Origin of the sequence: Methylobacterium terrae (assembly GCF_003173755.1) — a bacterium.
Taxonomy (GTDB): Bacteria; Pseudomonadota; Alphaproteobacteria; order Rhizobiales; family Beijerinckiaceae; genus Methylobacterium; species Methylobacterium terrae.
The window spans coordinates 2,071,944-2,096,103 of record NZ_CP029553.1; the positions used below are offsets into that span (position 1 = coordinate 2,071,944).

The window sequence follows — 24,160 nt, forward strand, 5'->3', positions numbered from 1 at the left end:
TGTCAACGCGGGCGGGCGCCCCGGTTTCCTGGGGCGGCGGGATTTGCCAAACGCCGCCGCTCCGCCATCTGGGCATACAGTCAGGGAGCATCGCGGGGTGCGCGGTGCGATAAGAGGGGGATCCCCGCACCGCATGCCCAGCCTCGCCTTCTACGGATCCAGCCTGCTCTCCGCCTACTGGAACGGCGCCGCCACCTATTACCGCGGTCTGATCCGCGACCTCGCCGGCCGGGGCTGGCGCACGACCTTCTACGAGCCCGACGCCTTCGAGCGCCAGCAGCACCGGGACATCGAGCCGCCGGACTGGGCCGAGGTCGTCGTCTATCCCGCCACCGAGGCGGCGGCGCGGGCCGTGATCGCCGAGGCGGCGAGGGCCGACGTGGTGGTCAAGGCCTCGGGCGTGGGCGTCTTCGACGACCTCCTCCTCGAGGAGCTGGCGCGCACCGCCCGGCCCGACGCGGTGCGGCTGTTCTGGGACGTCGACGCCCCGGCGACGCTCGCCGAGATCGGCGCCTCCCCCGACCACCCGATGCGGCGGATCCTGCCGGACCTCGACCTCGTCCTGACCTATGGCGGCGGGCCGCCGGTGGTGGACGCGTACCGGGGCTTCGGCGCGCGGGACTGCGTGCCGATCTACAACGCGCTCGATCCCGACACCCACCACCCGGTACCGGCGCAAGCGCGGTTCGAAGCCGACCTCGCCTTCCTGGGCAACCGGCTGCCGGACCGCGAGGCGCGGGTGGAGGAGTTCTTCCTGAACCCCGCCGCCGGCTTGCCGGAGCGGCGCTTCCTCATCGGCGGCAACGGCTGGGAGTGGCGGGCACTGCCTGAGAACGTGCGCCGCATCGGCCACGTGCCGACGGCGGACCACAACGCCTTCAACACCTCGCCCCGCGCCGTGCTCAACATCGCCCGCGACTCGATGGCGGCCACCGGCTGGTCGCCGGCGACACGGGTGTTCGAGGCCGCCGGCGCCGGCGCCTGCCTCATCACCGATGCCTGGACCGGCCTCGAGATGTTTCTCACCGAGGGCGAGGAGGTGCTGGTCGCCCGCGACGGGCGCGACGTCGCCGCCCATGTCGAGGCGCTGACGGACGAGCGGGCCCGGGCGATCGGGGACGCCGCGCGCCGGCGCATCCTCGGCCAGCACACCTACGCGCGGCGCGGCGCCGAGGTCGACGCCCTCCTGCGCCGGGCCCTCGCGGCCCGTCGCGCGGGGGCGCCCGCGTGAGCCGGCCCCTCGACCTCGTGGTGCTGGGCCTGAGCCTGTCCTCGTCCTGGGGCAACGGCCACGCCACCACCTACCGGGCGCTGCTGCGGGCCTTCGCGGAGCGGGGCCACCGGGTGACGTTCCTCGAGCGCGACGTGCCCTGGTACGCCGCGCACCGCGACCTCGCCGATCCGGACTACTGCGATCTCGTGCTCTACCGCGACCTCGCCGGACTCGTGGAACTGACGCCGCGGCTCCGCGCGGCCGACGCCGTGATGGTCGGCTCCTACGTGCCGGAGGGCGTCGCGGTCGGCGAGATGGCGATCCGGACCGCGCACGGGGCGGGGCGGATCGCGGCCTTCTACGACATCGACACGCCGGTGACGCTCGCCAAGCTCGCCCGCGGCGACCACGAATACCTGACGCCGGACCTGATCCGATCTTATGACCTCTACCTGTCCTTCACCGGCGGCCCGACCCTGGACCGGCTCGAGCGCGAGCACGGCGCCCCGATGGCCCGGGCGCTCTACTGCTCGGTCGACCCGGCGCACTACGCCCCGCGGGGAGGATTGCCGCGCTACGACCTGAGCTATCTCGGCACCTACAGCCCCGACCGGCAGCCGACCCTGGAGCGGCTCTTGATCGAGCCCGCCCGCCGGGCGCCGCATCGGCGCTTCGCCGTCGCCGGGCCGCAATACCCGGACGGGATCGACTGGCCGGCGAACGTCGAGCGCCTCGACCATGTGGCGCCTGCCGACCACCCGGCCTTCTACGCCGCCAGCCGCTACACCCTGAACGTCACGAGGGCCGACATGATCGCCGCCGGCTACAGCCCGAGCGTGCGACTGTTCGAGGCCGCCGCCTGCGGCACGCCGCTGATCTCGGATTCCTGGGACGGGCTCGACACCGTGCTCGGCATCGGCCGCGAGATCCTGGTGGCCGACGGGCCCGACGCGGTGCTGGCGATCCTGGACCGGCAGGACGAGGCCGCCCGGACGGCCCTGGCGGCGGCGGCGCGCGCCCGGGTTCTGGCCCGCCACACCGCCGCCTGCCGGGCGGCGGAGCTCGAGGCGGCCCTCCAGGAAGCGATCTCGGCGATCTCGCGCGACGCGGGGGGTGGCGGCATCCGCGCCGCACCCTAAAATACTCACACCCTGTATCGCAACGAGCCGTGGAGCGACGCGTTGTGTGCGGGTGCGGGTCCAGGAACAAAGATCCCGGATCCGTGATCGCCGGATAAGGCGCCTCGGGCGGGCCCGTCGCGTCCCGCCCGGCCGGGATGGAAGAGGATCGCCGCATGAGACACCGCGAGAAGACGCTCGTCCTGGTCGCCGGCGGGGCGGGGTTCCTGGGGTCTCACCTGTGCGATCGACTGCTCGCCGAGGGTCACGAGGTCGTCTGCCTCGACCATTTCGGCACCGGCCGGCGGCGCAACCTGCGCCACCTCGAGCGCGAGCCGCGCTTCGACGTCGTCACCCACGACGTGGTCCAGCCCCTGCCGGCCCGCTTGAGGCGCCAGCGCTTCTCGCGGATCTACAACCTCGCCTGCCCGGCCTCGCCGCCGCACTACCAGGCCGATCCGGAGCACACGCTGCTCACCAGCGTGCTCGGCACCCGCCACCTGCTGCTGGCCGCCGAGGAGAGCGGCGCGCGCCTGCTCCAGGCCTCGACCTCCGAGATCTACGGCGACCCGGAGATGCACCCGCAGGCGGAAGGCTACTGGGGCCACGTGAACCCGACCGGGCCGCGCGCCTGCTACGACGAGGGCAAGCGGGCCGCCGAGACGCTGTGCGCCGACTACGCCCGGGCCGGCCGCGCCGCCGTGCGGGTGGCGCGCATCTTCAACACCTACGGGCCGCGGATGCGCGCCGATGACGGGCGGGTGGTCTCGAACGTGATCTGCCAGGCGCTCGCCGGCGACGACATCACGGTCTACGGCGACGGCAGCCAGACCCGCTCGTTCTGCTACGTCGACGACCTGATCGACGGGCTCTACCGGCTGATGGAGCACGAGGCGCAGGCGCGCGACATCGGCCCGGTCAATCTCGGCAACCCGGTCGAGCTGACGGTGTCGGACCTGGTGCGCCGGGTCCTCGCCCTGACCGGCTCGCCCTCGGCGGTCGTCAACCATCCGCTGCCCATCGACGATCCGCGCCGGCGCCGGCCCGACATCACCCGCGCGGGCGAAATCCTGGGCTGGTCCCCGCTCGTGCCGCTGGAGCAGGGCCTGCGCGCCACCGTGATGTGGTTCTCCGACGAGGCCGAGGACGGCCCGCGGGCCGCCGCGCGGCCGGGGCTCGACGCGCCTGCGGCGGTGGTGGCCTGAGGCACCCGTCCTCCCCCGCGTTGCAGGGCCGCCCGGCCCTGGCTAAAGCCGGCTCCGACCTCGCGCGGGAGCCCCAGCCATGCAGACCTTCGACTCGGACGGCGTCTCGATCGCCTATCTCGACGTTGCCCCGAAGGAGGGCAGGGCGGAGCCGATCCTGTTGATCCACGGCTTCGCGTCGAACCACGCGGTCAACTGGGTCAACACCTCCTGGGTGCGCAGCCTGACCGGGGCCGGGCGGCGGGTGATCGCCCTCGACAACCGCGGCCACGGCAGGAGCGGCAAGCTCTACGACCCGGAGGCCTACGGCTCCGACCTGATGGCCGAGGATGCCCGCCGGCTCCTCGACCACCTGGAGATCCCCCGCGCCGACGTGATGGGCTACTCGATGGGCGCGCGGATCACCGCCTTCCTGGCGCTCGGTCATCCCGACCGCGTCCGCTCGGCCGTGCTCGGGGGACTGGGCATCCACCTCGTCGAGGGGAGGGGATTGCCGGCCGGCATCTCGGAGGCGATGGAGGCGCCCTCGCGCGACACCGTCGCCGACCCGACGGCGCGGATGTTCCGGGCCTTCGCCGAGCAGACCGGCAGCGACCTCAGGGCGCTCGCCGCCTGCATGCGCGGCTCGCGCCAGACCCTGTCGCGGGCGGAGGTCGCGCAGATCGAGGTGCCGGTGCTCGTCGCGGTCGGCACCACCGACACCGTGGCGGGTTCGGGGCCTGCGCTCGCCGCCCTGGTCCCGGAGGCGAAGGCCCTCGACATCCCCAACCGCGACCACAACCTCGCGGTCGGCGACAAGGTGCACAAGGCCGGCGTGCTGGAGTTCCTCGACGCGCGGCCCTGAAGCCGCGTCGACCGGGGCGCGGGGCTGCGCCATACTGCCCTTCGGGCATGGGAGACCGGACGCCGAGACGTCCGGCCCCCCGCCGGGGAGGGGACGATGGCGGCAGATCCGCGACACAACAGCCGGCGCCTCTACGAGGGGCCGGACCGGGCGGTGGCCCGCTCGATGATGAAGGCGATCGGCGAGACCGACGAGAGCCTGGCGCGGCCGCAGATCGGCATCGCGCATTGCTGGATCGGCACGATGCCGTGCAACTGGAACCACCGCGAGCTCGCCGCCCTGGTGGCGCAGGGCGTGCGCGAGGCCGGCGGCACGCCGCTCGAGGTCAACACGGTCTCGATCAACGACGCCATCACCACCGGCACAGAGGGCATGAAGACCTCGCTCGTCAGCCGCGAGGTCATCGCCGACTCGGTCGAGCTCGTCGCCCGCGGGCACATGTTCGACGGGATCGTCACCATCTCGGGCTGCGACAAGACCATTCCCGCCATGGCGATGGTGCTGGGGCGGCTGAACATCCCCGGCACGATGCTGTACGGCGGCTCGATCGCGTCGGGCCGCTGCACGCGGGAAGGCGGGATGTTCTCGGGCCGCAACCTCACGGTCCAGGACGTCTACGAGGCGGTCGGCGCCTACAATGCCGGGCGGATCACGGAAGCGGAGTTCCGCGACGTCGAGGACCACGCCTGCCCGGGCGCCGGCGCCTGCGGCGGCCAGTTCACCGCCAACACCATGGCGACCGCCTACCAGATGCTCGGCATCTCGCCGATGGGCGCCAACGACATCCCGGCCGGCCATGCCGACAAGGCCGAGGCCGCGATCGCCTGCGGGCGCCTCGCGGTCGAGCTGGTGCGCTCCGGCCTGACCCCGCGGGCGCTCGTGACCCGCGAGAGCTTCGAGAACGCCATCACCGGCGTCATGGCGACCGGCGGCTCGAGCAACGCGGTGCTGCATCTCCTGGCCACCGCCTGGGATTTCGGCATCCCCCTCGACCTCGACGACTTCGACCGCATCTCGCGCCGCACGCCGGTGCTCGCCGACCTGCGCCCCTGGGGCCGCTACACCGCGCCGGAGATGCATGCGGCGGGCGGGATGGCGGTGGTCGGCAAGCGCCTCGTCGCCGCCGGGCTCCTCCACCCGGAGGCCCGGACGGTGACCGGCCGCAGCCTCGGCGACGAGATCGCCCGGGCGCCCGAGCCCGAGGGCCAGACGGTGATCCGCTCCGCCGACGATCCCTTCAAGAGCGAGGGCGGCCTCGTCATCCTGCGCGGCAACCTCGCGCCCGGCGGCGCGGTGATGAAGGTGTCGGGCCAGACCAAGCGCCTGCATCGCGGCCCGGCCCGCGTCTTCGAGCGCGAGGAGGACGCCTTCGCGGCGATCAAGGACGGGCGGATCGTGCCCAACGACGTGATGGTCCTGCGCAACGAGGGACCCCGCGGCGGCCCCGGGATGCGCGAGATGCAGGCGGTCACCGGCGCGCTCCAGGGCTCGGGCCTCGGCGAGCACGTGGCGCTGATGACCGACGGGCGCTTCTCCGGCGCGACCCGCGGCTTCGTCATCGGCCACGTCGTGCCCGAGGCGTTCGAGGGCGGCCCGATCGCGGCGATCCGGGACGGCGACGAGGTGACGGTCGACGTGGAGAACCGCCGGCTCGACGTGGCGCTCTCCGACGACGAGATCGCGCGGCGCCTCGCCGGGCGGCCGGCGCCGCGGCCCGCCTATACGCGTGGGGTGCTGGCGAAATACGCCCGGCTCGTCTCGGACGCGTCGCGGGGCGCGGTGACCGACTGGGCGGGGTCGGAGGAGGGGTGAGGGGGGTGACGCCCGTCGCCGCCAGGAACGGATTGCCAGTCGATCGATTGTGCGCAAAACAATATGGCGGCCGCGCACCCCGGAGAGGGCGCGCGCATCCAGGGAGGACGCCATGTCGATCGACGCCAACAAGGTTCTCGCCCGCGCCTACTTCACCGCCTTCCTCGATCGCGACGCGGCGTGGTGGCAGCGGCACGTCGCGCCCGGCTTCGTGCGCCACGATCCCGGCCTGAACTTCGACGTGCGCGGGCCCGAGGGCGTGGCCCGGCTCGGCGAGGTGCTGCATGGCGGCGTCAGCGAGATGAGGCTGCCGATCGAGGAGGTGGTCGCCGAGGGCGACCGGGTGCTGGTGCGCCTGCGCTTCCAGGGCCGCCACACCGGCGACCTGATGGGGCTCCCCGCCAGCGGCCGGGGCATCGACATCGCGGTCATGGACCTGTTCCGCATCGTCGACGGGCGCCTCGTCGAGCATTGGGCGCTCCTCGACAATCTCGGCATGCTGAAGCAGGTCGGCGCCCTCCCGGCCTGATCTCACGACGCCATCCTTCCACCGGGAGACCCCGCATGTCCGCCCCCCAGATCATCCTGCACCACTACGCCTTCTCTCCCTACGCCGAGAAGGTCCGCCTCGCCCTCGGCCTCAAGGGGCTGGCGTGGCACTCGGTCGACGTCGCGATGATGCCGCCGCGCCCGCTGCTCGATCCGCTCTCCGGCGGCTATCGCCGCATCCCGGTGCTGCAGGTCGGTGCCGACATCTACTGCGACACCCACGCGATCCTGCCCGCCCTGGAGCGCCTGGCGCCGGAGCCGAGCCTGTATCCGGGCCTCGTGGCCCCGCTCGCCGAGGGCCTGACCTACGGCCTCGAACGCGACCTGTGGCTCGCCGTCATCGGCGTCACGGTCCACTTCGCCGGCGACCTGCCCGAGGCGTTCCTGCGCGACCGCAAGGACGATTACCTCTACGTCGACATCAGCCACGGGGCGATGGAGCCGGACTTCGCCCGCAACGCCCAGAGGGTCGCGGCCTGGACCGCGTGGCTCACGCAAGCCCTCGCGGACGGCCGGCCGTTCCTCGCCGGCGACCGGGCCGGGGTGGTCGATCTGGCGCATTACCACCTGCTCTGGCTGATGCGCGGCGGCGGGCGGGCCGGATCGGTCGACAGGCTGCTCGGGCTCGCGCCCCTCCACGGCTGGATCGAGCGCGTCGCCGCCCTCGGTCACGGCCGGCCGCAGGAGATGGCCGCCGAGGCGGCCCTGGAGGCGGCGAGGACCGCAGAGCCGGCACCGGTCGAGGCCGCGAATGCGGTGCCGGACCTGGTCGCGGCGGCGCCCGGCGACGCCGTCACGGTGACGCCGGACGACTTCGCCCGGGTGCCGGTGGACGGCCGTCTCGTCGCGGTGGAGGCCGGCCGCATCGTCATCCGCCGCGACGATCCGCAGGTCGGGGCGCTGCACCTGCACTTCCCGCGGGCGGGATTCACGGTGGCGCGGGGCTGAGGGTCGCTCATCCCGCAGCTTGAACCGACATCCTCGACGTCATCCCGGGCTCTCGCCTGCGGCGAGCCCCGGCATGACGCAGGGCAGCGGGACCCGGGTCGTCCGCTCGCCACTCCCCGTCGTCCTCGCGAGCATCTTGCCGCCCCACCCGCCCCGCCCGAGACCCCATGACGCGGCGGCCGCAAATGGAGTGGTCGCAACGGAAGCGGCGCCTATCTGCGTCGGCGCACCGTAGGGTCGGTCCGGGTTCGGGATGAAGAGTCGTGTCGTCAGGTCGATGTCGTGGGTCCATCCGCCCATCGTCCGACGTCGCGGCCCCCTCTCGATACTCGGCAATAGTATTCCGCACCCGACGGGATCATCGCACGATGTCCGGGCGGCCCGCCCCGCGCGGTCGAGGCCGCCTGCTCGCCTCTCACGTTCGCCACGGAAGGATCGACGGCGTGGAAACCTATAAAGACGTCCTGTCCGGCAAATGCCCCTTCGGCGGCGACCGCGTCGGCGGCGCCCTCGCCACGCCCCCGACCCTGGAGGAATGGTATCCCGACCGGCTGCGCGTCGAGACGCTGCACCAGAACGGGCCGCTGGCGAACCCCCTCGGCGCGGACTTCGACTACCGGGCGGCCTTCGCGGCGCTCGACTACGAAGAGCTGAAGCGCGACATCAAGGGGTTCCTGACCAGCTCGGTCGCGTGGTGGCCGTCGGATTACGGCAATTACGGCCCGCAGATGATCCGCATGGCCTGGCACTCGGCCGGCACCTACCGCATCGCCGACGGGCGCGGCGGCGCCGGCCAGGGCCTGCAGCGCTTCGCGCCGATCAGCAGCTGGTGGGACAACGGCAACACCGACAAGTCGCGCCGCCTGCTCTGGCCGATCAAGCAGAAGTACGGCAGCGCCCTGTCCTGGGCCGACCTGATGGTGCTGACCGGCACCTGCGCCCTCGAGATCATGAACTTCCCGACCTACGGCTTCGCCGGCGGCCGCGAGGATGCCTGGGAGGCCGACAATTCGACCTACTGGGGCCCGGAGCTGTGGGACCCGACCAGCGTCAAGTCGTTCGACGACATGGTCAACCGCGACAAGCGCTGGCGGGGCAAGAACGGCGAGGCCGATTACGACCTCGAGCAGCCGCTCGCCGCCTCGCACCAGGCGCTGATCTACGTCAACCCGGAGGGGCCCTACGCCAACGGCGACCCGATGGGCTCGGCCCGCGACATCCGGGTCACCTTCACCCGCATGGCGATGAACGACGAGGAGACCGTGGCGCTGATTGCCGGCGGCCACGCCTTCGGCAAGAGCCACGGCATGGTCAAGGCCGACCGGATCGGCCCGCCGCCGGAGATCGCCCCGATCGAGGCGATGGGCCTCGGCTGGCACAACCCGGTCGGGACGGGGGCGGCCGAGAACACGATGACCAACGGCATCGAGGGCTCGTGGTCGCCCGATCCGACGACCTGGGACAACAGCTACCTGGAGAACCTGTTCAAGTTCGAGGGACGCAAGTACGCAGCCCCGCCGGCGCCCTGCAATGGACGCCGACCGATCCGGACGCGCCGCGGACGCCCGACGCCCACATCCCGGGCAAGAGCCACCCGCTGATGATGATGACGAGCGACATCGCGCTCAAGACCGACCCGGCCTACCGCGCGATCTGCGAGAGGTTCCTGTCCGACTTCGACGACTTCACGCTGCAATTCTCCAAGGCGTGGTACAAGCTGACCCACCGCGACATGGGCCCGAAGGAGCGCTACGTCGGGCCGGAGGCGAAGATCGAGGACGATCTCCTGTGGCAGGACCCGATCCCGCCGGTCGACCATCCGCTCGTCGACGAGGCCGACATCGCCGCCCTGAAGGCGGAGATCCTGAGTGCCGGCCTGTCGGTCTCCGACCTCGCCTTCACGGCGTTCTCGTCGGTCTCGACCTACCGCAACAGCGACAAGCGCGGCGGCGCCAACGGCGCCCGCCTGGCGCTCGCGCCGCAATCGGGCTGGACCGTCAACCGGCGCACCCTGCCGGTGATCGAGAAGCTTCGCGCGATCATGGCGGGCTTCAACGCCAAGGTGGCCGGGGGCAAGAAGGTGTCGCTCGCCGACCTCATCGTGCTCGGCGGCTGCGCCGCGGTCGAGGAGGCGGCGAAGGCGGCCGGCGCCGCGACCCGGGTGCCGTTCGTCCCGGGCCGGATGGACACCACCGACGCGCTGACCGACGCCGAGAGCTTCGAGTGGTTGAAGCCCCTGGTCGACGGCTTCCGCAACTACGTCGATCCGTCCTTCGCCGAGATCACGCGAGGCCGCGTCGCCCCCGAGCAGGTCTTCCTCGACAAGGCCAACCTGCTCGCCCTCACCGCCCCCGAATGGGTGGTGCTGACCGGGGGACTGCGGGCGCTCGACCTCAACCACGACGGCGCGCGGCACGGGATCTTCACCGACCGCGTCGGCGCCTTGACCAACGACTTCTTCACCGTGCTCGCCAGCATGGACTACGAGTGGAAGAAGGCGGACGAGGCGGGCACGACCTTCACCCTCGCCGACCGGCAGAGCGGCGAGACGAGGTTCACGGCGACGCGCTGCGACCTGGTGTTCGGCGCGAACGCGCAGCTCCGGGCGATCGTCGAGATCTATGCCGGGCGCGACGGCCAGGAGCGGTTCGTGCGCGACTTCGTCAAGGTCTGGCACAAGCTGATGATGCTCGACCGCTACGACGTGAAGCGCACCGAGCTGGCGACGGCGGCCTGAGCGCGACACCCCGGGATCGCCCTCCCCATCCGGGAGGGGGAGCGATCCCGGGCACCCGCCTCGCGCCGTCCCGCGCCCGATCCCTGCCGGAGGGTGAACCCTGCGGCAAAAATGGTGCAGGACCACGAACCCACGCAGACCCGCGTCGGTCCCGGCCGCGCGGGGCGACCGTCCACCCTGGCTCTCACGGACGCGATCGGCTATCAGCCCCGCCTCCCCGGCAAAGCCTGAGCCCGCCGGGCGTTCGCAAGGTCATCGCCTCGGCATCCGGCCGGGGCATGCGCGGTCGAGAGTGATGCGGTACGAGGTCGAACGGAAGTTCCTGGTCGCCCATGCGGGGTGGCGCGAGCGCGCGGTGAGCCGGCGCCGGCTCACGGACGGCCTCGTCGGCGCGTTCGCCGGCGGCAAGGTCCGGGTGCGGCTCGACGACGAGCGCGCCTGGCTCACCGTCAAGGGCGCGCGCGACGGCCTCGCGCGGCCGGAATTCGAGTACGAGATCCCGCGCGCCGATGCCGAGGCGATGCTGCGCCTCGTCTGCGAGACCTGCCTGATCGAGAAGACGCGCCATTGCGTGCCGCATGACGGCGTCGAGTGGGTGGTGGACGAGTATCGCGGCGCGCTGTCGGGCATGGTCCTGGCCGAGGTCGAGCTGGAGCACGAGGCCCAGGTCGTCACCCTGCCGGACTGGATCGGCCGCGAGGTCACGGCGGATGCGCGCTTCCGCCAGTCGACCCTGCTGCGCCTCGCCCGCGAGGCGGGCCGGCCGGTCACCCTGACCGAGGTGATCGCGGCGCGGCTGTGAGCGGGCGCGAGCCCGTCGCGCCGCGTGCGGAGGGACGCCGCACGGGGAGACGGCCGGATTCCGGGCCGGTGCCGTTGAGGAGGTGTTGACGATCTCCAGCAAGACCCGGCCGGGCGGTGATTGTCCTGCGGGTCCGCATCGTCTATGAGCCGGCTGCAACAGCATCGAGCCTAACCGGCCAGCGTCTTCGCCGCCCCCGAGGCCGGTCCGCGGTCCATCCGCGCCGTGCCGCCTCGCGATTCGGGCAGGCGGATGCTCCCCCGTCGACCGCGAGGACGAGCGAGGGACCGACCGATCCCGGTCGAGGTGTCGCGACCCTCCGAGGAAACCACCCGAATGGCCTTCGCGATCGAGCGGTCCCGCTCGCTCGCGATCGGACGCCTGTCACGGCCGGGGACGCTTGCGCGCCCGCCGGCCCGCACGAGAACGGGATTGGGCCATGCGCGCCGACGACGAGACCACCTGCCCGACCGGGCTGAACCGGCGCCAGATCCTGGGGGGTGCGGCGGCCGGCCTCGCGGCCTCGGCGCTGCCCGGTTCGCCCGCCCTCGCGCAGGACTCGGGAAAGACCGGCGCCGACAAGGTCGACGTTCTGCTGATCGGCGGCGGCGTGATGAGCGCGACGCTCGGCGTGTGGCTGAACGAGCTCGAGCCCGGCTGGTCGATCCGCATGCTCGAGCGCCTCGACACGGTGGCGATGGAGAGCTCGAACGGCTGGAACAACGCCGGGACCGGCCACTCGGCGCTCGCCGAGCTGAACTACACGCCCGAGAAGAAGGGCAAGGTCGAGATCGCCAAGGCGGTCGAGATCAACGAGGCCTTCCAGGTCACGCGCCAGTTCCTGGCCTGGCAGGTCAAGAACGGCGTGCTGAAGGACCCAAAGACCTTCATCAACTACACGCCCCACATGAGCTTCGTCTGGGGTGACGACAACGTCGCGTACCTCAGGAAGCGCTACGAGGCGCTGAAGGCGAGCCCGCTCTTTGCCGGGATGGAGTTCTCGACCGATCCCGAGCGGCTCAAGACGTGGGTGCCCCTGATGATGGAGGGGCGCGATCCGAATCAAAAGGTCGCCGCCACCTGGTCGCCGCTCGGCACCGACGTCGAGTGGGGCGAGGTCACCCGCCAGTACGTCGCCCACCTGCAGCGCCAGACGCGCTTCCGCCTCGACGTCTCGACCGAGGTCCAGGACATCGTCAAGAACCCGGACGGCTCCTGGCGGGTGACCGCGCGCAACCTCAAGGACGGGTCGCGCCGGGCGGTCGACGCCAAGTTCGTGTTCATCGGCGCCGGCGGCGGCGCGCTGCACCTGCTGCAAGCCTCCGGCATCCCGGAGGGCCAGGACTATGCCGGCTTCCCCGTCGGCGGTTCGTTCCTGATCAACGAGAACCCGGACGTCGCGACGCTCCACCTCGCCAAGGCCTACGGCAAGGCGTCGGTCGGCTCGCCGCCGATGTCGGTGCCCCACCTCGACACCCGCGTGCTCGGGGGCAAGCGCGTCCTCCTGTTCGGGCCGTTCGCGACCTTCTCGACCAAGTTCCTGAAGGAGGGCTCGTATCTCGACCTGCTCACCTCGACCACGTCCAGCAACGTCTGGCCGATGATGCGGGTCGGCATCGACGAGTTCCCGCTGGTCGAGTACCTCGCCGGCCAGCTGATGCTCTCCGACGACGACCGGCTCGCGGCCCTGCGCGAGTACTTCCCCAAGGCCAGGAAGGGCGAGTGGCGCCTGTGGCAGGCCGGCCAGCGCGTGCAGATCATCAAGCGCGACAAGGACAAGGGCGGCGTGCTGAAGCTCGGCACCGAGATCGTTGCTGCAAAGGACGGCAGCATCGCGGCGCTCCTCGGCGCCTCCCCGGGCGCCTCGACGGCGGCGCCGATCATGCTGGAGGTGCTCGAGAAGGTCTTTTCGAAGAACGTCGCCACGCCCGAGTGGCAGGCGAAGATCCGCCGGATCGTCCCGAGCTACGGGCAAAAGCTCAACGACGATCCGGAGAAGGTCGCTGAGGAATGGGCCTATACCAGCGAGCAGCTGCAGCTGCCGGCCCCGCCGGCGATCGACCGCGGACCGTTGAAGCCGACGCCGGTGAGCGACACGGTGCTCAACAGCCGCGACACCCCGGTCAAGGGCCCGGTCGGCGACCTGGCGCCCTGACGGACGGGGCTCCGATGCGCCGCCGGACCGTCGCGTCCGCGCGCGCATCGGACCATCGTCGTCAGGTCCCGGTGCGGGGGCTCTCGCCCCTCACGCCGCCGGAGGATGAGCCGCCGCGTCCCGCCGCTCCAGGACCCCGACCGTCCGGAACGCCAGGGCGAGCCCGATCACCCCGAACAGGGCCGAGCCGAGGCCGGTGCCGGCCATCGCCCCTTCCGGCCCGGCGAGGTGGGCGCCGAGCCACGCCGTCGGCATGGTGCCGAGCGTCGCCCGGCCCCAGTTGAGCGCGCTCGCCGCGAGCGGGAAGCCGAGGTTGTTGAACGAGGCGTTGCCGAGGAAGAGCAGCCCGTTGAAGAACCAGATCGCCCCGCCGGCGAGGCAGAAGAAGCCGAGGAGGTCGGCGGCCGCGCCCTCGAGCCCGAACAGGGCGGTGAGCGGCCCGCGGGCCAGCAGCAGGGCGATCCAGATCGCGGCGACGTAGAGGCCGGTGACGAGGGCCGCGTCGCGCAAGGCGGCGCGCATCCGGTCGAAGCGGCCCGCGCCCCAGTTCTGGCCGAGGATCGGCCCGACCGCGCCCGAGAGCGCGAACAGGCCGCCGAAGGCGACCGGCACCACCCGCTCGACCACGGCGTTGCCCGCGAGGGTCGCGGTGCCGAAGCCCGCCATGACGTGGGCGAGGAACGCGCTCGCCACCGGCGGCGCCAGGTTGGTGAGCACGGTGGGCAGCGCGACCCGCAGGATCGGCCCGGCATCCGCCCGGACCGCCGCGAGGCTCGGGCGGGCCACCATCCGGTGGACGCGCACCGCGCCCGAATACCCCACCCACGCGAAGGCGAGCCGGGCGATCACGACGGTGATCGCCGCCCCCTCGACGCCGAGATCGAGCCCGAAGATCAGCAGCGGGTCGAGGAGCGCCGTCACGGCGGCGCCGGCGAGCGTCACGTTCATGGCCCGCCGCGCGTCGCCGACCGCCCGCAGCACGCCGGAGAAGCCCATGCCGAGCGCCATCATGAGGCTCGAGGGCAGGGCGATCCACAGGAAGGTCCGGGCCGCCGGCACGGTCTCGGGGGTCGCCCCGATCAGCGCCAGGAAGGGCGCGAGCAGCGGCAGCAGGAGAGCCGTCACCAGGCCCGAGGCGACCAGCGCCAGCACCAGGGACGAGGCGGCCAGCCGCCGCGCCTCCCCGACGTCGCCGCGGCCGAGCGCCCGCGAGACCAGGGCGCCGACCGCGATCATCATGCCGATGTTGATCGAGACCGCGAAGATCTGGACGATGGTGGCAAAGCCCACCGCCGCCGTCAGGACGGGATCGCCGAGGCGGGCGATGTAGAGCAGCGACAGGAGGTCGACGACGAAGATCGCCATCAGGCCGACCGAGCCCGTCGCCCCCATCACGACGACGTGGCGCAGGGTCGAGCCGGTGACGAAGCGGGCGGTCGGGACGGCGGCCGGGTCCGGCGGGCGGATCTCACCCATCGGCACCGGCCCGCTCGCGGGCGATGATGTCCTCCGTCTCGGGGTTGAGGCCGTGCGAGGCGTGGAGCGGCGCGGTCAGGGGCTCGGGCTTCATCCGCACCAGGCTGCGCAGGGGATCGGCGCGGTCGAGAGGCTCGCCGGCCTGCTGCAGCACCAGCCGGGCGAGGTCGCGCTTGCGCACGTCGTCGACCGTGCGGGCCGCCTCCTCGGGGGAGAGGCCGAGCGCCTCCAGGGTGGCGCGGCCGAAGGCGAGGGCCGATTCGAAGGTCTCGCGGATCTGGTAGTCGACGTCGCGGCCCATCGCCTCGATCGCCTGCACCCGGTCGAACACCCGCACGTAGGTGCGGGCCGAGGGGAACTCGGCGTGGACGAGGTCGACGATCTTGAGCGTCGCCTCCGGGTCGTCGATGCAGATGCACACCACCTCGGCCTTGCCGGCGCCCGACGAGCGCAGCACGTCGAGGCGGGTGCCGTCGCCGTAATAGACCCGGAAGCCGAAGCGGGCGGCGCTACGGATCTGCTCGACGTCCTTGTCGATCACCGTGACGCTCAGGCCTTGGGCCAGCAGCACCTGGTTGAGGATGTGGCCGAAGCGCCCGAAGCCGATCACCAGCACCCGCGCCTCGGCGCCCTCGATCGCCTCGGGCTCGGGCTCGAGCGGGGCGGTGGTGCGCCGCGCCAGCACCCCGTCGAGGGCCTTGGCGCCGATCGGCCCGATCAGCATCGTGATGGCGGCGAGCGCGATGGCGAGCCGTCCCGAGGGGCCGTCGACGAGGCCGAGCTCCTGGCCGACCGGCAGCAGCACGAAGGCGAACTCGCCCGCCGGCGCCAGCACGGCGGCGCCGCGCAGGCCGTCGAGCCAGGACGAGCCGAACAGCCGGAACAGCCCGGCCACCAGCGCGACCTTGATCAGGATCGCCGCCACCGTCGCGGCGGTCAGGCCGAGCCAGTGCTGGCCGACGAGGCCGAGGTCGATCGACATGCCGACGCTCATGAAGAACAGGCCGAGCAGCATGCCGCGGAACGGCTCGATATCGGCCTCGAGCTGGTGGCGGAAGTTCGATTCGGCGAGCATCAGCCCGGCGAGGAACGCCCCCATCGCCATCGACAGCCCGACCTCCTCCATGATGAGCGCGGTGCCGAGCACGACGAGGAGGGCGGCCGCCGTCATCACCTCGCGCGCGCCGCTGGCGGCCAGCAGGCGGAAGAACGGGTTGAGGCCGTAGCGCCCGACCAGCACCACGCCGATCACCGCCGCGACCGCGATGCCGGCCGATTGGAGCGCCGTGCCGAGCCAGGCCTCGCCGCCCTGGCCGGTGCCGGTCTGGGCGATCAGCGGCAGCAGGGCCAGGATGCCGACGATCGAGAGATCCTGGAACAGCAGCACCGCGAAGGCCCGCTGGCCGTAAGGGGCGGCGAGGTCGCGGCGCTCCTCGAGGAGCTGCAGCGCCACCGCGGTGGCCGAGAGGGCGAGCGCGATGCCGATCACCGTCGCGGCGCCGGCCGAGAGGCCGGTGAGGAAGCCCAGGCCCCCGAGCGCCAGGGCGCAGAGCCCGAATTGCAGCGTGCCGAGCCCCAGGATGTCGCGCCTGAGCGAGATCAGCCGCGAGATCTCCAGCTCCAGGCCGACGATGAACAGGAGCAGCACCACCCCGAGCTCCGAGACGCTGCGGGCGGTCTCCGGCTCGGTGATCAGCGACAGGCCCGACGGGCCGATGACGACGCCGGCCACGAGGTAGCCCAGCACCGCGCTCTGCCCGAGCAGGCGGAAGATCGGCACGCCGATCACCGCGGCGGACAGGAAGGTCAGGACCGGCGGCAGGAAGCTGGCGTGGTCGGCGGCGGTCGCCATCGCGCGGGGATCTCCCGGGTTCGAGGTCGGCTCAAGCCCTCCCTTACCCCGATCGAGGCCATCGGGCTAACCCGGTCTTCACCCCGCTCGCCTATCCCCGGGTCGCGGGTCCTGTGCAACTCCCGCGCGCGTGCCGCAGGGGACCTCTTCGCGGGAGGCCTTAGCCGCGCGCGAGACCTATTGATCGCCACGATTGCGTGGCACAAGAGGTTGACAGAGACAGCCCCGCCTCGCCACATCCCGGATCATGAGCGCCTCCGTGAACCAGACCGACGCCGGTGCCGCCGCGCCCGCGAAGCCGCCCCTCGAGATCCTCCTCTGCGCCCCGCGCGGCTTCTGCGCCGGCGTGGTGCGGGCCATCGACGTGGTCGAGCGCGCGCTCGCCCTCTACGGGCCGCCCGTCTACGTGCGGCACGAGATCGTGCACAACAAGTACGTGGTCGAGAGCCTGAAGCGCAAAGGCGCCGTCTTCGTCGCCGAGCTCGACGAGGTGCCGGACGGCAAGGCCCCGGTGATCTTCTCCGCCCACGGCGTGGCGAAGACCGTGCCGCAGAACGCGGTCGCCCGCGGCCTGACCACCATCGACGCGACCTGCCCGCTGGTGACCAAGGTCCACCGCGAGGCCGAGATCCACCACAAGCGCGGCCGCCACGTGCTGCTCGTCGGCCATTCCGGCCACCCGGAGGTCGTCGGCACCATGGGCCAGCTGCCCAAGGGCTCGATCACCCTGGTGGAGGATATCGAGCAGATCGAGGCCCTGGAGCCCGCGAACCGCGACAACCTCGCCTGGGTGACCCAGACCACCCTCTCGGTCGACGACACCCACCACATCGTCGAGGCCCTGAAGCACAAGTTCCCGAAGATCGTCGGCCCGCACAAGGACGACATCTGCTACGCCACCACCAACCGCCAGGAGGCGGTGAAGCAGGTCGCTCCCCTCGTCGACGCGCTGATCGTCGTCGGCTCCTCGAACTCCTCGAACTCGCAGCGCCTGCGCGAGGTCGCCGAGCGGGTCGGCTGCCCGATCACCCGGCTCGTCAACCGCGCCGAGGACCTGGACTGGGAGGCCTTCTCGGACATCCGCCGGCTCGGGCTGACCGCCGGCGCCTCGGCCCCCGAGGTGCTGGTGGAAGAGATCATCGACGCCTTCGCGACCCGCTACGAGGTCACGGTCGACACCGTCTCGACCACGACCGAGGACATGGTCTTCCCGCTGCCGCGCGAGCTGCGCAGCGAGGCGGCGGAGTAGGGTAAGCCCTTCCTCACTGTCTCGGCGTTTGCAGAATGAGGCGCGCTCCCCTCTCCCGTGTGGGAGAGGGGCTGGGGGTGAGGGTGCTACGCTTCAGCGTAAGGCGCTCAACGTCGTGCTCGCCGCGGCGTGGTCTGAGTTCGAATCAGAACCGTAGCACCCTCACCCCTACCCCTCTCCCACACGGGAGTGGGGATCCCGCGTCTTTACTGAAACGCCGGCGTCCCGCTCCTCGTCCCATTTCTTCCAGCAAAGCAGAACGGCCGTGGCGGTCTACACCGAGGTTCCGGACGAGGCGCTGGCCGCCTTTCTCGCCGCCTACGAGATCGGCGATCTCCTGTCCTACAAGGGCATCGCCGAGGGGGTGGAGAACACCAACTTCATCCTGCACACCACGTCCGGCTCCTACATCCTGACCCTCTACGAGAAGCGGGTGAAGCTGGACGACCTGCCGTTCTTCCTCGGCCTGATGGAGCACCTGGCCGCGAACGGCCTCGCCTGCCCGCAGCCGATCCGCACCCGCGACGGCACCACCCTGGGCACCCTCTGCGGCCGGCCCGCGGTGATCGTGTCGTTCCTCGAGGGCGTCTCGGTGCGCCGGCCGGGAGTCAAGCACTGCCGGGCGCTGGGGACGGCGCTCGCCGGCCTGCATGCCGCCGGAGCCGACTTTTCGATGACACGGCCGAACGCCCTCTCGGTCGCCGGCTGGCGCCCGCTCTTCGAGGCGGCGGAACCGCAAGCCGACCGCGTCGCCCCCGGCCTCGCCGCCCGAACCCGCCAGGACCTGTCGCTCCTCGAGGAATCCTGGCCGCAGGACCTGCCCGGCGGGGTCATCCACGCCGACCTCTTCACCGACAACGTGTTCTTCCTCGGCGACGAGCTGTCGGGCCTGATCGACTTCTACTTCGCCTGCACCGACGCCTTCGCGTACGACCTGGCGATCTGCCTCAACGCCTGGTGCTTCGAGGCCGATCACTCGTTCAACCGCACCAAGGGCCAGGCGATGATCGCCGCCTACCAGGCTGTGCGCCCGCTCGAACCCCGCGAGGTCGCGGCGCTGCCGCTGCTCGCCCGCGGCGCGGCCCTGCGCTTCATGCTGACCCGCCTCGTCGACTGGCTCAACGTGCCGCCCGGTGCCCTGGTGAAGCCCAAGGACCCGCTCGAATACGACCGCAAGCTCGCCTTCCACCGCAAGGTCGCGGCCGCGGAGGAGTATGGGTGGAGCCCGGTGGCGGGGTGAGCGGCACCGCTCGTTCTCGGACTGCGTCGGTGTGAGGTGATCGATCCGGCCGTGCCGGCCGCCCGGGGAGGCCGCAATCACGCCCGCGACGACGACGCGGACCATCAGCCTTCCCGACGATGGGGCACTCCACCTCGATAGCCTCGTTGAATCAGGAGCTTAAGCGACGGACAGCGAGGCTGCGCGCGCCGGTCTCGAGGCGCTACGGGAGCGCGATGCCACGCTTTGAGTCCCGGCTGGGAACCGACGTCGTCGAGGCCTGCGACGCGATGGACCGTGATGACCCGCGTCCGGGTCTGCGCATCACACGCTTCGAGCGCCGAGGCACGATCGCCTCCCACGTGACGCCCGACGGCGTCGCCATCGACAGGCTTCTCGACGCCGGCCGAGCTGTCGACGTCACCTTGCGCGTCGTGAGCTGGCGTTGGTCGAGCGCGGCGATGATTCCGGCTGCCAGTCGGCCCTTGGCGTGACGCATGTCGGCGTCGGCATAGCCGAAATCCTCCCAGACGTTGCCGCTGCCGTGGACGAATTCACCGCTGCTCGTCGCTCAGATGCTCCAGGAGCTGTTCGATGCGTTGCGCACGAGTTCGAGTTCCGGCTGCGGGGTCTTGATGCCCGATGTCGACTTCTTCCGAAAGGCGTGCACCACCCACACCGCGTCACCGGGCTGGCACGGCATAGACCACGCGGGAGGCGCCGGTCCGAAACTTGAGCGCGACCTCGAAGACACCGGATCCGCGTGGCCGACCGCGCTCCCTCACAACCGCGCCAGCAGCTCCGCCTTCTTCGCCGAGAACTCGGCCTCGGTGAGCACGCCCTTGCGGTGCAGCTCCGACAGGCGTTCGATCATCCCGAGCACGTCCCCGGACGGCGCATCCGCCGGCCGGACCGGGGAGACGGGAGCGACGGGCTCGGGAGCCGTCCGCGGGGCCGTCTCCCGTCCGGGTTCCCCGACGACCGGCAACTCGTCCAGGCGCACCGGCCCGTGCTGGCCGGTGAAGCTCAGGGACCGGCTCGATCCCTGCTGCTGCGAGACCCCGCCGATCCGGTGGTCGCCGGTGTCGTAGAGCGTCACCTGCCCGCCGGTCTCGATGGCGAGGCGCCGCGCCTCGGGGAAGAAGGCGTAGCGGGACTCGTTCTGCGAGCCGGAGGTCGCCGGATGGCCGAGGCCCTCGGGCCACCAGGACCCGCCGGAGCCCTGACCCGAGAAGCCTTGAGCCTGGAAACTCCCGCTCTCCGCCGGCATCGCGGCGGCGAGCGGCGCCAGTTCCTCGCACAGGGCCACGACCCGGGCCTTGAGGCCGGCATTGAACATGTCGCCGATCATCGTCATCCCGCCGGCGCTCCATTGGCCCATGCCGCCGAGGTCGGGATGATTGAACTGCGCCATCCGGCCGTGGCCGCGGGCGAGCGCGTCGAGGAGGTGGCGGGCGGCGTCGAGGCCGACGCCGTGGCGGGCGGCGATCGCGTCGAGATCGGGCATCGTGGCACCTCGCTCCGGAACAGGAAGAGGGCTTACCGCACTCCCTGCCGGAGGGAAACGGCCGGCCTCAGCCGGGTCCCGGCCGCCCGCCGCGCAGGCGCTCCAGCACGCCCGGCCACCGGCCTTGCCGGGGCGGCAGGGGCGGGATCGCCGGGGAGAGGTGCCAGGCGCCCGGGTCGGCGCGCAGGTCGTGCTCGCGCAAGATCTCGATGCGGGCGATCTTGGCGAGCAGCTCGGCGGCGACGGCCTCCGGATCCTGAAAGGAGAAGTTGACGGTGAAGCCGTCGCCGACGTGGCTCGTGGTGCCGACCGGGTAGTAGTAATGCGCCCGCGTGCCGGTGATGAGGTCGATCAGCCGGTAGGTCGCGCTCAGCTTGAGCCGGTCGGCGAGCGCGATCACCCGCCGGCCGGGCGGCGCGAACAGCAGGGTGTGGAAGGCCGAGCCGTTGGCCCCGAGGATCACCCGGTGACGGGCGAAGAGGCGCACCTGCTCGGGGAAGCTCAGGAGCTCGGGGTGGACGATCCGCACTCCCTCGCGCGCGAGGACTTCCGTCACCGCCGCCTCGTTGGCGAAGCGCCGCACGCCGTGCGTCAGGCGGGTCTTCGACAGGTAGACCGGCTGCGGGTCGGCGTCGACCTCCTCGGGGGCGTAGTAGCCGCGCCCGATCTCCCGGCACAGGTCGGCCATGACCGGGAACGCGTAGTCGTCCTGCTGCAGGGCGGCCTGGGGCACGAGCAGCGTACGGATCCGCATCGGCCGGCCGAAGGTGGCGAGGTCCATCACGCTCAAGCCCAGCCGGCCCAGGATCTCCGGGATGAACGGGGTGGCCTGCCAGTTCGCGCCGAGCCCCGGCCCGTGGCAGAGCAGGGTCGGGCGCAGGGCCCCCTCGTCGAAATCGAGGAGCGGCCAGAACCGCGCCAGGGTGTTGATGACGAAGTGGCCGTAATGCGGGTGGATCGCCCCGAGATAGAGGTAGGTCCCCTCCGGCGCCTCCTCGGTCACCGGGCCCTGGCCCTCCGGCCAGGCGGTCGTCTGCCAGGTCGGGGTGCGGTCGCCGCTGTGGTGGTCGAGGGATTCGGGCACCATCCGGCGCGCGGCGTCGAAGATCACCGGCACCTTGTCGAGGTGGGGCAGGTGCGTGAGGTAGTGGGCGTCCTCGACCAGGCGCAGGGCCGGCCGGCCCGCCCGCACCTCGGCACGGCCGTAGAACGCTTCGCTCCGCTGCAGGATCATGCCCGGCTTTGCTTCCCGTCGCCCCGGCGCCGCCTCACGCCTGCGCCGCCGGGCTCGCGTCTCCCGGCACCTCGATCACTGCCCTTAAGCCGCCGAGTGCGGCCGCGTCGAGGCGCAGGCGCCCGCGATACAGGGCGGCGAGGTCGGAGACGATGGAGAGGCCGAGCCCTGAGCCGGGCTTGGTCTCGTCGAGGCGCCGGCCGCGCTCGAGCACAGCGACCCGGGCTTCGGGCGGCAGGCCCGGCCCGTCATCCTCCACCGTGACGATGAGGTGCGGGTACTCGCCCTGCCCGATCACCTCGGCGCGGATCGAGACGCGGGAATGAGCCCACTTGGCGGCGTTGTCGACGAGGTTGCCGATCATCTCCTCGAAGTCCTGGCGCTCGCCGCGGAAGCGCAGGCCCGGGGTGACGCTGGTCTCGAAGGTCAGGTCCTTGTCGTAGAAGATCTTGCCGAAGGTGCGGACCAGCGCCGCCACCACCGGCTCGACGTCCGTGAAGGTGCCGAGCGCACCCGCGAGCGCGGCGGCCCGGGCGCGGTCGAGGTGGTAGTTCACCTGGTCTCGCATCACCGCGGCCTGCTCGCGCACCTTGACGGCGAGTTCGCTGTTGGCGTCCCCCGCCGAGGCCTCGTTGACGATGATGCTCAAGGGGGTCTTCAGCGCGTGGGCGAGGTTGCCGACCTGGGTGCGGGCCCGCTCCAGGATCTCGCGGTTGGTCTCGAGGAGCAGGTTCACCTCGCCGGCGAGCGGCGCGATGTCCCGGGGGTACTCGCCCGAGATGCGGTCGGCCTCGCCGCGGCGGATCGCGCCGAGCGCCGCCCTGAGCTTGATCAGCGGCGCGAGGCCGAAGCGGATCTGCAGGAGCGTGGTGAGGCCGAGCGACAGGCCGAGCAGCGCGAAGGTGGTGGTGAGCGCGAGGGTGAACCGCCGCATGTCGGCGTCGATCTCGTCGGAGGGGCCGGCGACCCGCACGACGTAGCGGCCCTCCTCGCCGAGATCGACGGTGCGTTCGATGATGCGCAGCGGCCGGTCGTCCTGCGCCTTGCCGTAGCCCTTGCGCAACTGCCCGGCCCCGGCCTCGCCGACCGCGTCGTCGGGGGGCTGGAGCGGCACGCCGACGAGGGAGCGCGAGGTGCGCAGGTCCCGCGGCCGGGCGTTCGGACGGCCGACCTGCCAGTACCAGCCCGACAGGGGCAGGTCGAAGCGCGGGTCGCCGAGCGCCCCGAAGCCCCGCGCCTCGGAATCGGAGGGCGAGACGAGGTTGGTGGCGAGATCGTTGGCGTAGACGAGGAGCCGGCTGTCGAAGGCCCGCTCGGTGGTCTCGCGGTAGAGGGTGGACAGGATCAGCCCGGCGATCAGCAGGATCAGGGCGCTGGCGATCAGCGCCGAGACCGCGAGGCGCACCGCGATCGAGCGCTTGCGCCACGGCCGCCAGCCGAGCGGCCAGGCGCGCGCCGGAGCCGCGGGGGTGCCGGTGCCGACGAGGCCCGTATCGGCCGGTCCGGTCGGCCTCGGCGTCTCGGCCGCGGCCCGGCCGGGGCCGGTCACGGCTGCGATCCGCCGGCGCCCGCGTCGATCAGGTAGCCGAGGCCGCGCACGGTCTGGATCAGGTCGACCGCGAGCTTCTTGCGCAGGCGCCCGACGAAGACCTCGATGGTGTTCGAGTCACGGTCGAAATCCTGGTCGTAGAGGTGCTCGGTCAGTTCCGCGCGGGAGACCACCCGGCCGGTATGGTGCATCAGGTAGGAGAGCAGCCGGTACTCGTGCGAGGTGAGCTTGACCGGGCTGCCGTCGACGAAGACGCGGCCGGAGCGGGTGTCGAGGACGACGGGGCCGACGCTGATCTGGCTGGTGGCGTGGCCGGCGGCGCGGCGCAGGAGCGCCCGCACCCGGGCCAGGAGCTCCTCCATGTGGAAGGGCTTCGTCACGTAGTCGTCCGCGCCGGCGTCGAAGCCGTTGACCTTGTCGCTCCAGCGGTCGCGGGCGGTGAGGATGATGACCGGCGTCTTTACCTGCGCCCGGCGCCAGCCCGACAGCACCGACACGCCGTCGGCCTTCGGCAGGCCCATGTCGAGGATGATGCAGTCGTAGGGCTCGGTCTCGCCCAGGAAGGCGCCCTCCTCGCCGTCGAACGCCTTATCGACGGCGTAGCCCGCCTCCTCCAGGGCGCTCACGACCTGGCGGTTGAGATCCCGGTCATCCTCGACCACGAGCAGACGCACGACCCGAACCCCTTCAC

Annotated in this window: 18 protein-coding genes and 1 pseudogene; 13 read left to right on the plus strand and 6 right to left on the minus strand. The window is 71.9% G+C overall.

What is annotated here, in order from left to right; all coding sequences use genetic code 11:
• The first annotated feature begins 133 nt into the window (after nucleotides 1–133).
• The 10 genes and pseudogenes from DK419_RS09265 to mqo all read left to right on the plus strand — a co-directional run bounded on the left by DK419_RS09265 (nucleotide 134) and on the right by mqo (nucleotide 13,383).
• Nucleotides 134–1,231, plus strand: a complete 1,098-nt coding sequence (locus tag DK419_RS09265) for a CgeB family protein (protein WP_109958825.1) — start codon at nucleotides 134–136, stop codon at nucleotides 1,229–1,231.
• Complete coding sequence (locus DK419_RS09270) at nucleotides 1,228–2,352, plus strand: CgeB family protein (protein ID WP_109958826.1); 1,125 nt, start codon at nucleotides 1,228–1,230, stop codon at nucleotides 2,350–2,352. The genes DK419_RS09265 and DK419_RS09270 overlap by 4 nt, the downstream gene beginning before the upstream one ends.
• A gap of 155 nt (nucleotides 2,353–2,507) precedes the next feature.
• Nucleotides 2,508–3,536 (plus strand): UDP-glucuronic acid decarboxylase family protein, encoded by a 1,029-nt coding sequence (locus tag DK419_RS09275; protein ID WP_109958827.1) that lies wholly within the window; start codon nucleotides 2,508–2,510, stop codon nucleotides 3,534–3,536.
• 79 nt (nucleotides 3,537–3,615) lie between these two features.
• Nucleotides 3,616–4,380 carry an alpha/beta fold hydrolase gene (locus tag DK419_RS09280; RefSeq protein WP_109958828.1) on the plus strand — a complete coding sequence of 255 codons (765 nt, stop codon included), beginning with the start codon at nucleotides 3,616–3,618 and terminating at the stop codon, nucleotides 4,378–4,380.
• A 96-nt stretch (nucleotides 4,381–4,476) separates the two neighbouring features.
• Nucleotides 4,477–6,192 (plus strand): dihydroxy-acid dehydratase, encoded by a 1,716-nt coding sequence (ilvD, locus tag DK419_RS09285; protein ID WP_109958829.1) that lies wholly within the window; start codon nucleotides 4,477–4,479, stop codon nucleotides 6,190–6,192.
• A 112-nt stretch (nucleotides 6,193–6,304) separates the two neighbouring features.
• Nucleotides 6,305–6,721 (plus strand): ester cyclase, encoded by a 417-nt coding sequence (locus tag DK419_RS09290; protein WP_109958830.1) that lies wholly within the window; start codon nucleotides 6,305–6,307, stop codon nucleotides 6,719–6,721.
• Between the two features lie 35 nt (nucleotides 6,722–6,756).
• Nucleotides 6,757–7,689: a glutathione S-transferase family protein gene (locus DK419_RS09295; RefSeq protein WP_109958831.1), complete on the plus strand. Its 933-nt coding sequence runs from the start codon at nucleotides 6,757–6,759 to the stop codon at nucleotides 7,687–7,689.
• Between the two features lie 368 nt (nucleotides 7,690–8,057).
• Nucleotides 8,058–10,426: pseudogene (katG, locus tag DK419_RS09300) on the plus strand (catalase/peroxidase HPI).
• A 295-nt stretch (nucleotides 10,427–10,721) separates the two neighbouring features.
• Nucleotides 10,722–11,228, plus strand: coding sequence for a CYTH domain-containing protein (locus tag DK419_RS09305; RefSeq protein WP_109958832.1), 507 nt, complete (start codon nucleotides 10,722–10,724; stop codon nucleotides 11,226–11,228).
• 439 nt (nucleotides 11,229–11,667) lie between these two features.
• Nucleotides 11,668–13,383 (plus strand): malate dehydrogenase (quinone), encoded by a 1,716-nt coding sequence (mqo, locus tag DK419_RS09310; RefSeq protein ID WP_162561180.1) that lies wholly within the window; start codon nucleotides 11,668–11,670, stop codon nucleotides 13,381–13,383.
• A 90-nt stretch (nucleotides 13,384–13,473) separates the two neighbouring features.
• Here the strand turns inward: mqo and DK419_RS09315 are convergent, their stop codons facing one another.
• Both DK419_RS09315 and DK419_RS09320 read right to left on the minus strand, forming a co-directional pair.
• Nucleotides 13,474–14,859: an MATE family efflux transporter gene (locus DK419_RS09315; protein ID WP_109958833.1), complete on the minus strand. Its 1,386-nt coding sequence runs from the start codon at nucleotides 14,857–14,859 to the stop codon at nucleotides 13,474–13,476.
• Nucleotides 14,852–16,711: a monovalent cation:proton antiporter-2 (CPA2) family protein gene (locus tag DK419_RS09320; protein WP_109958834.1), complete on the minus strand. Its 1,860-nt coding sequence runs from the start codon at nucleotides 16,709–16,711 to the stop codon at nucleotides 14,852–14,854. The genes DK419_RS09315 and DK419_RS09320 overlap by 8 nt, the downstream gene beginning before the upstream one ends.
• Before the next feature lie 247 nt (nucleotides 16,712–16,958).
• Between DK419_RS09320 and ispH the strand changes: the two genes are divergently transcribed.
• From ispH to DK419_RS09335, 3 genes are all read left to right on the plus strand, one after another.
• Nucleotides 16,959–17,960 (plus strand): 4-hydroxy-3-methylbut-2-enyl diphosphate reductase, encoded by a 1,002-nt coding sequence (ispH, locus tag DK419_RS09325; protein ID WP_109958835.1) that lies wholly within the window; start codon nucleotides 16,959–16,961, stop codon nucleotides 17,958–17,960.
• A 265-nt stretch (nucleotides 17,961–18,225) separates the two neighbouring features.
• Nucleotides 18,226–19,200, plus strand: a complete 975-nt coding sequence (locus tag DK419_RS09330; protein WP_109958836.1) for a homoserine kinase — start codon at nucleotides 18,226–18,228, stop codon at nucleotides 19,198–19,200.
• A gap of 215 nt (nucleotides 19,201–19,415) precedes the next feature.
• The gene (locus tag DK419_RS09335) at nucleotides 19,416–19,673 is read left to right on the plus strand and encodes a hypothetical protein (protein WP_109958837.1); all 258 of its coding nucleotides are present in this window, start codon (nucleotides 19,416–19,418) and stop codon (nucleotides 19,671–19,673) included.
• 287 nt (nucleotides 19,674–19,960) lie between these two features.
• Here the strand turns inward: DK419_RS09335 and DK419_RS09340 are convergent, their stop codons facing one another.
• The 4 genes from DK419_RS09340 to DK419_RS09355 all read right to left on the minus strand — a co-directional run bounded on the left by DK419_RS09340 (nucleotide 19,961) and on the right by DK419_RS09355 (nucleotide 24,143).
• Nucleotides 19,961–20,686, minus strand: coding sequence for an SHOCT domain-containing protein (locus DK419_RS09340; RefSeq protein ID WP_109958838.1), 726 nt, complete (start codon nucleotides 20,684–20,686; stop codon nucleotides 19,961–19,963).
• A gap of 67 nt (nucleotides 20,687–20,753) precedes the next feature.
• Entirely contained in the window at nucleotides 20,754–21,920 is a 1,167-nt protein-coding gene (locus DK419_RS09345; protein WP_109958839.1) for a glycosyltransferase family 61 protein, read from the minus strand.
• Between the two features lie 34 nt (nucleotides 21,921–21,954).
• Entirely contained in the window at nucleotides 21,955–23,469 is a 1,515-nt protein-coding gene (locus DK419_RS09350; protein ID WP_109958840.1) for a sensor histidine kinase, read from the minus strand.
• On the minus strand, nucleotides 23,466–24,143 hold the full coding sequence (locus DK419_RS09355; RefSeq protein WP_109958841.1) for a response regulator transcription factor: 678 nt from the start codon (nucleotides 24,141–24,143) through the stop codon (nucleotides 23,466–23,468). The genes DK419_RS09350 and DK419_RS09355 overlap by 4 nt, the downstream gene beginning before the upstream one ends.
• Nucleotides 24,144–24,160: the final 17 nt, after the last annotated feature.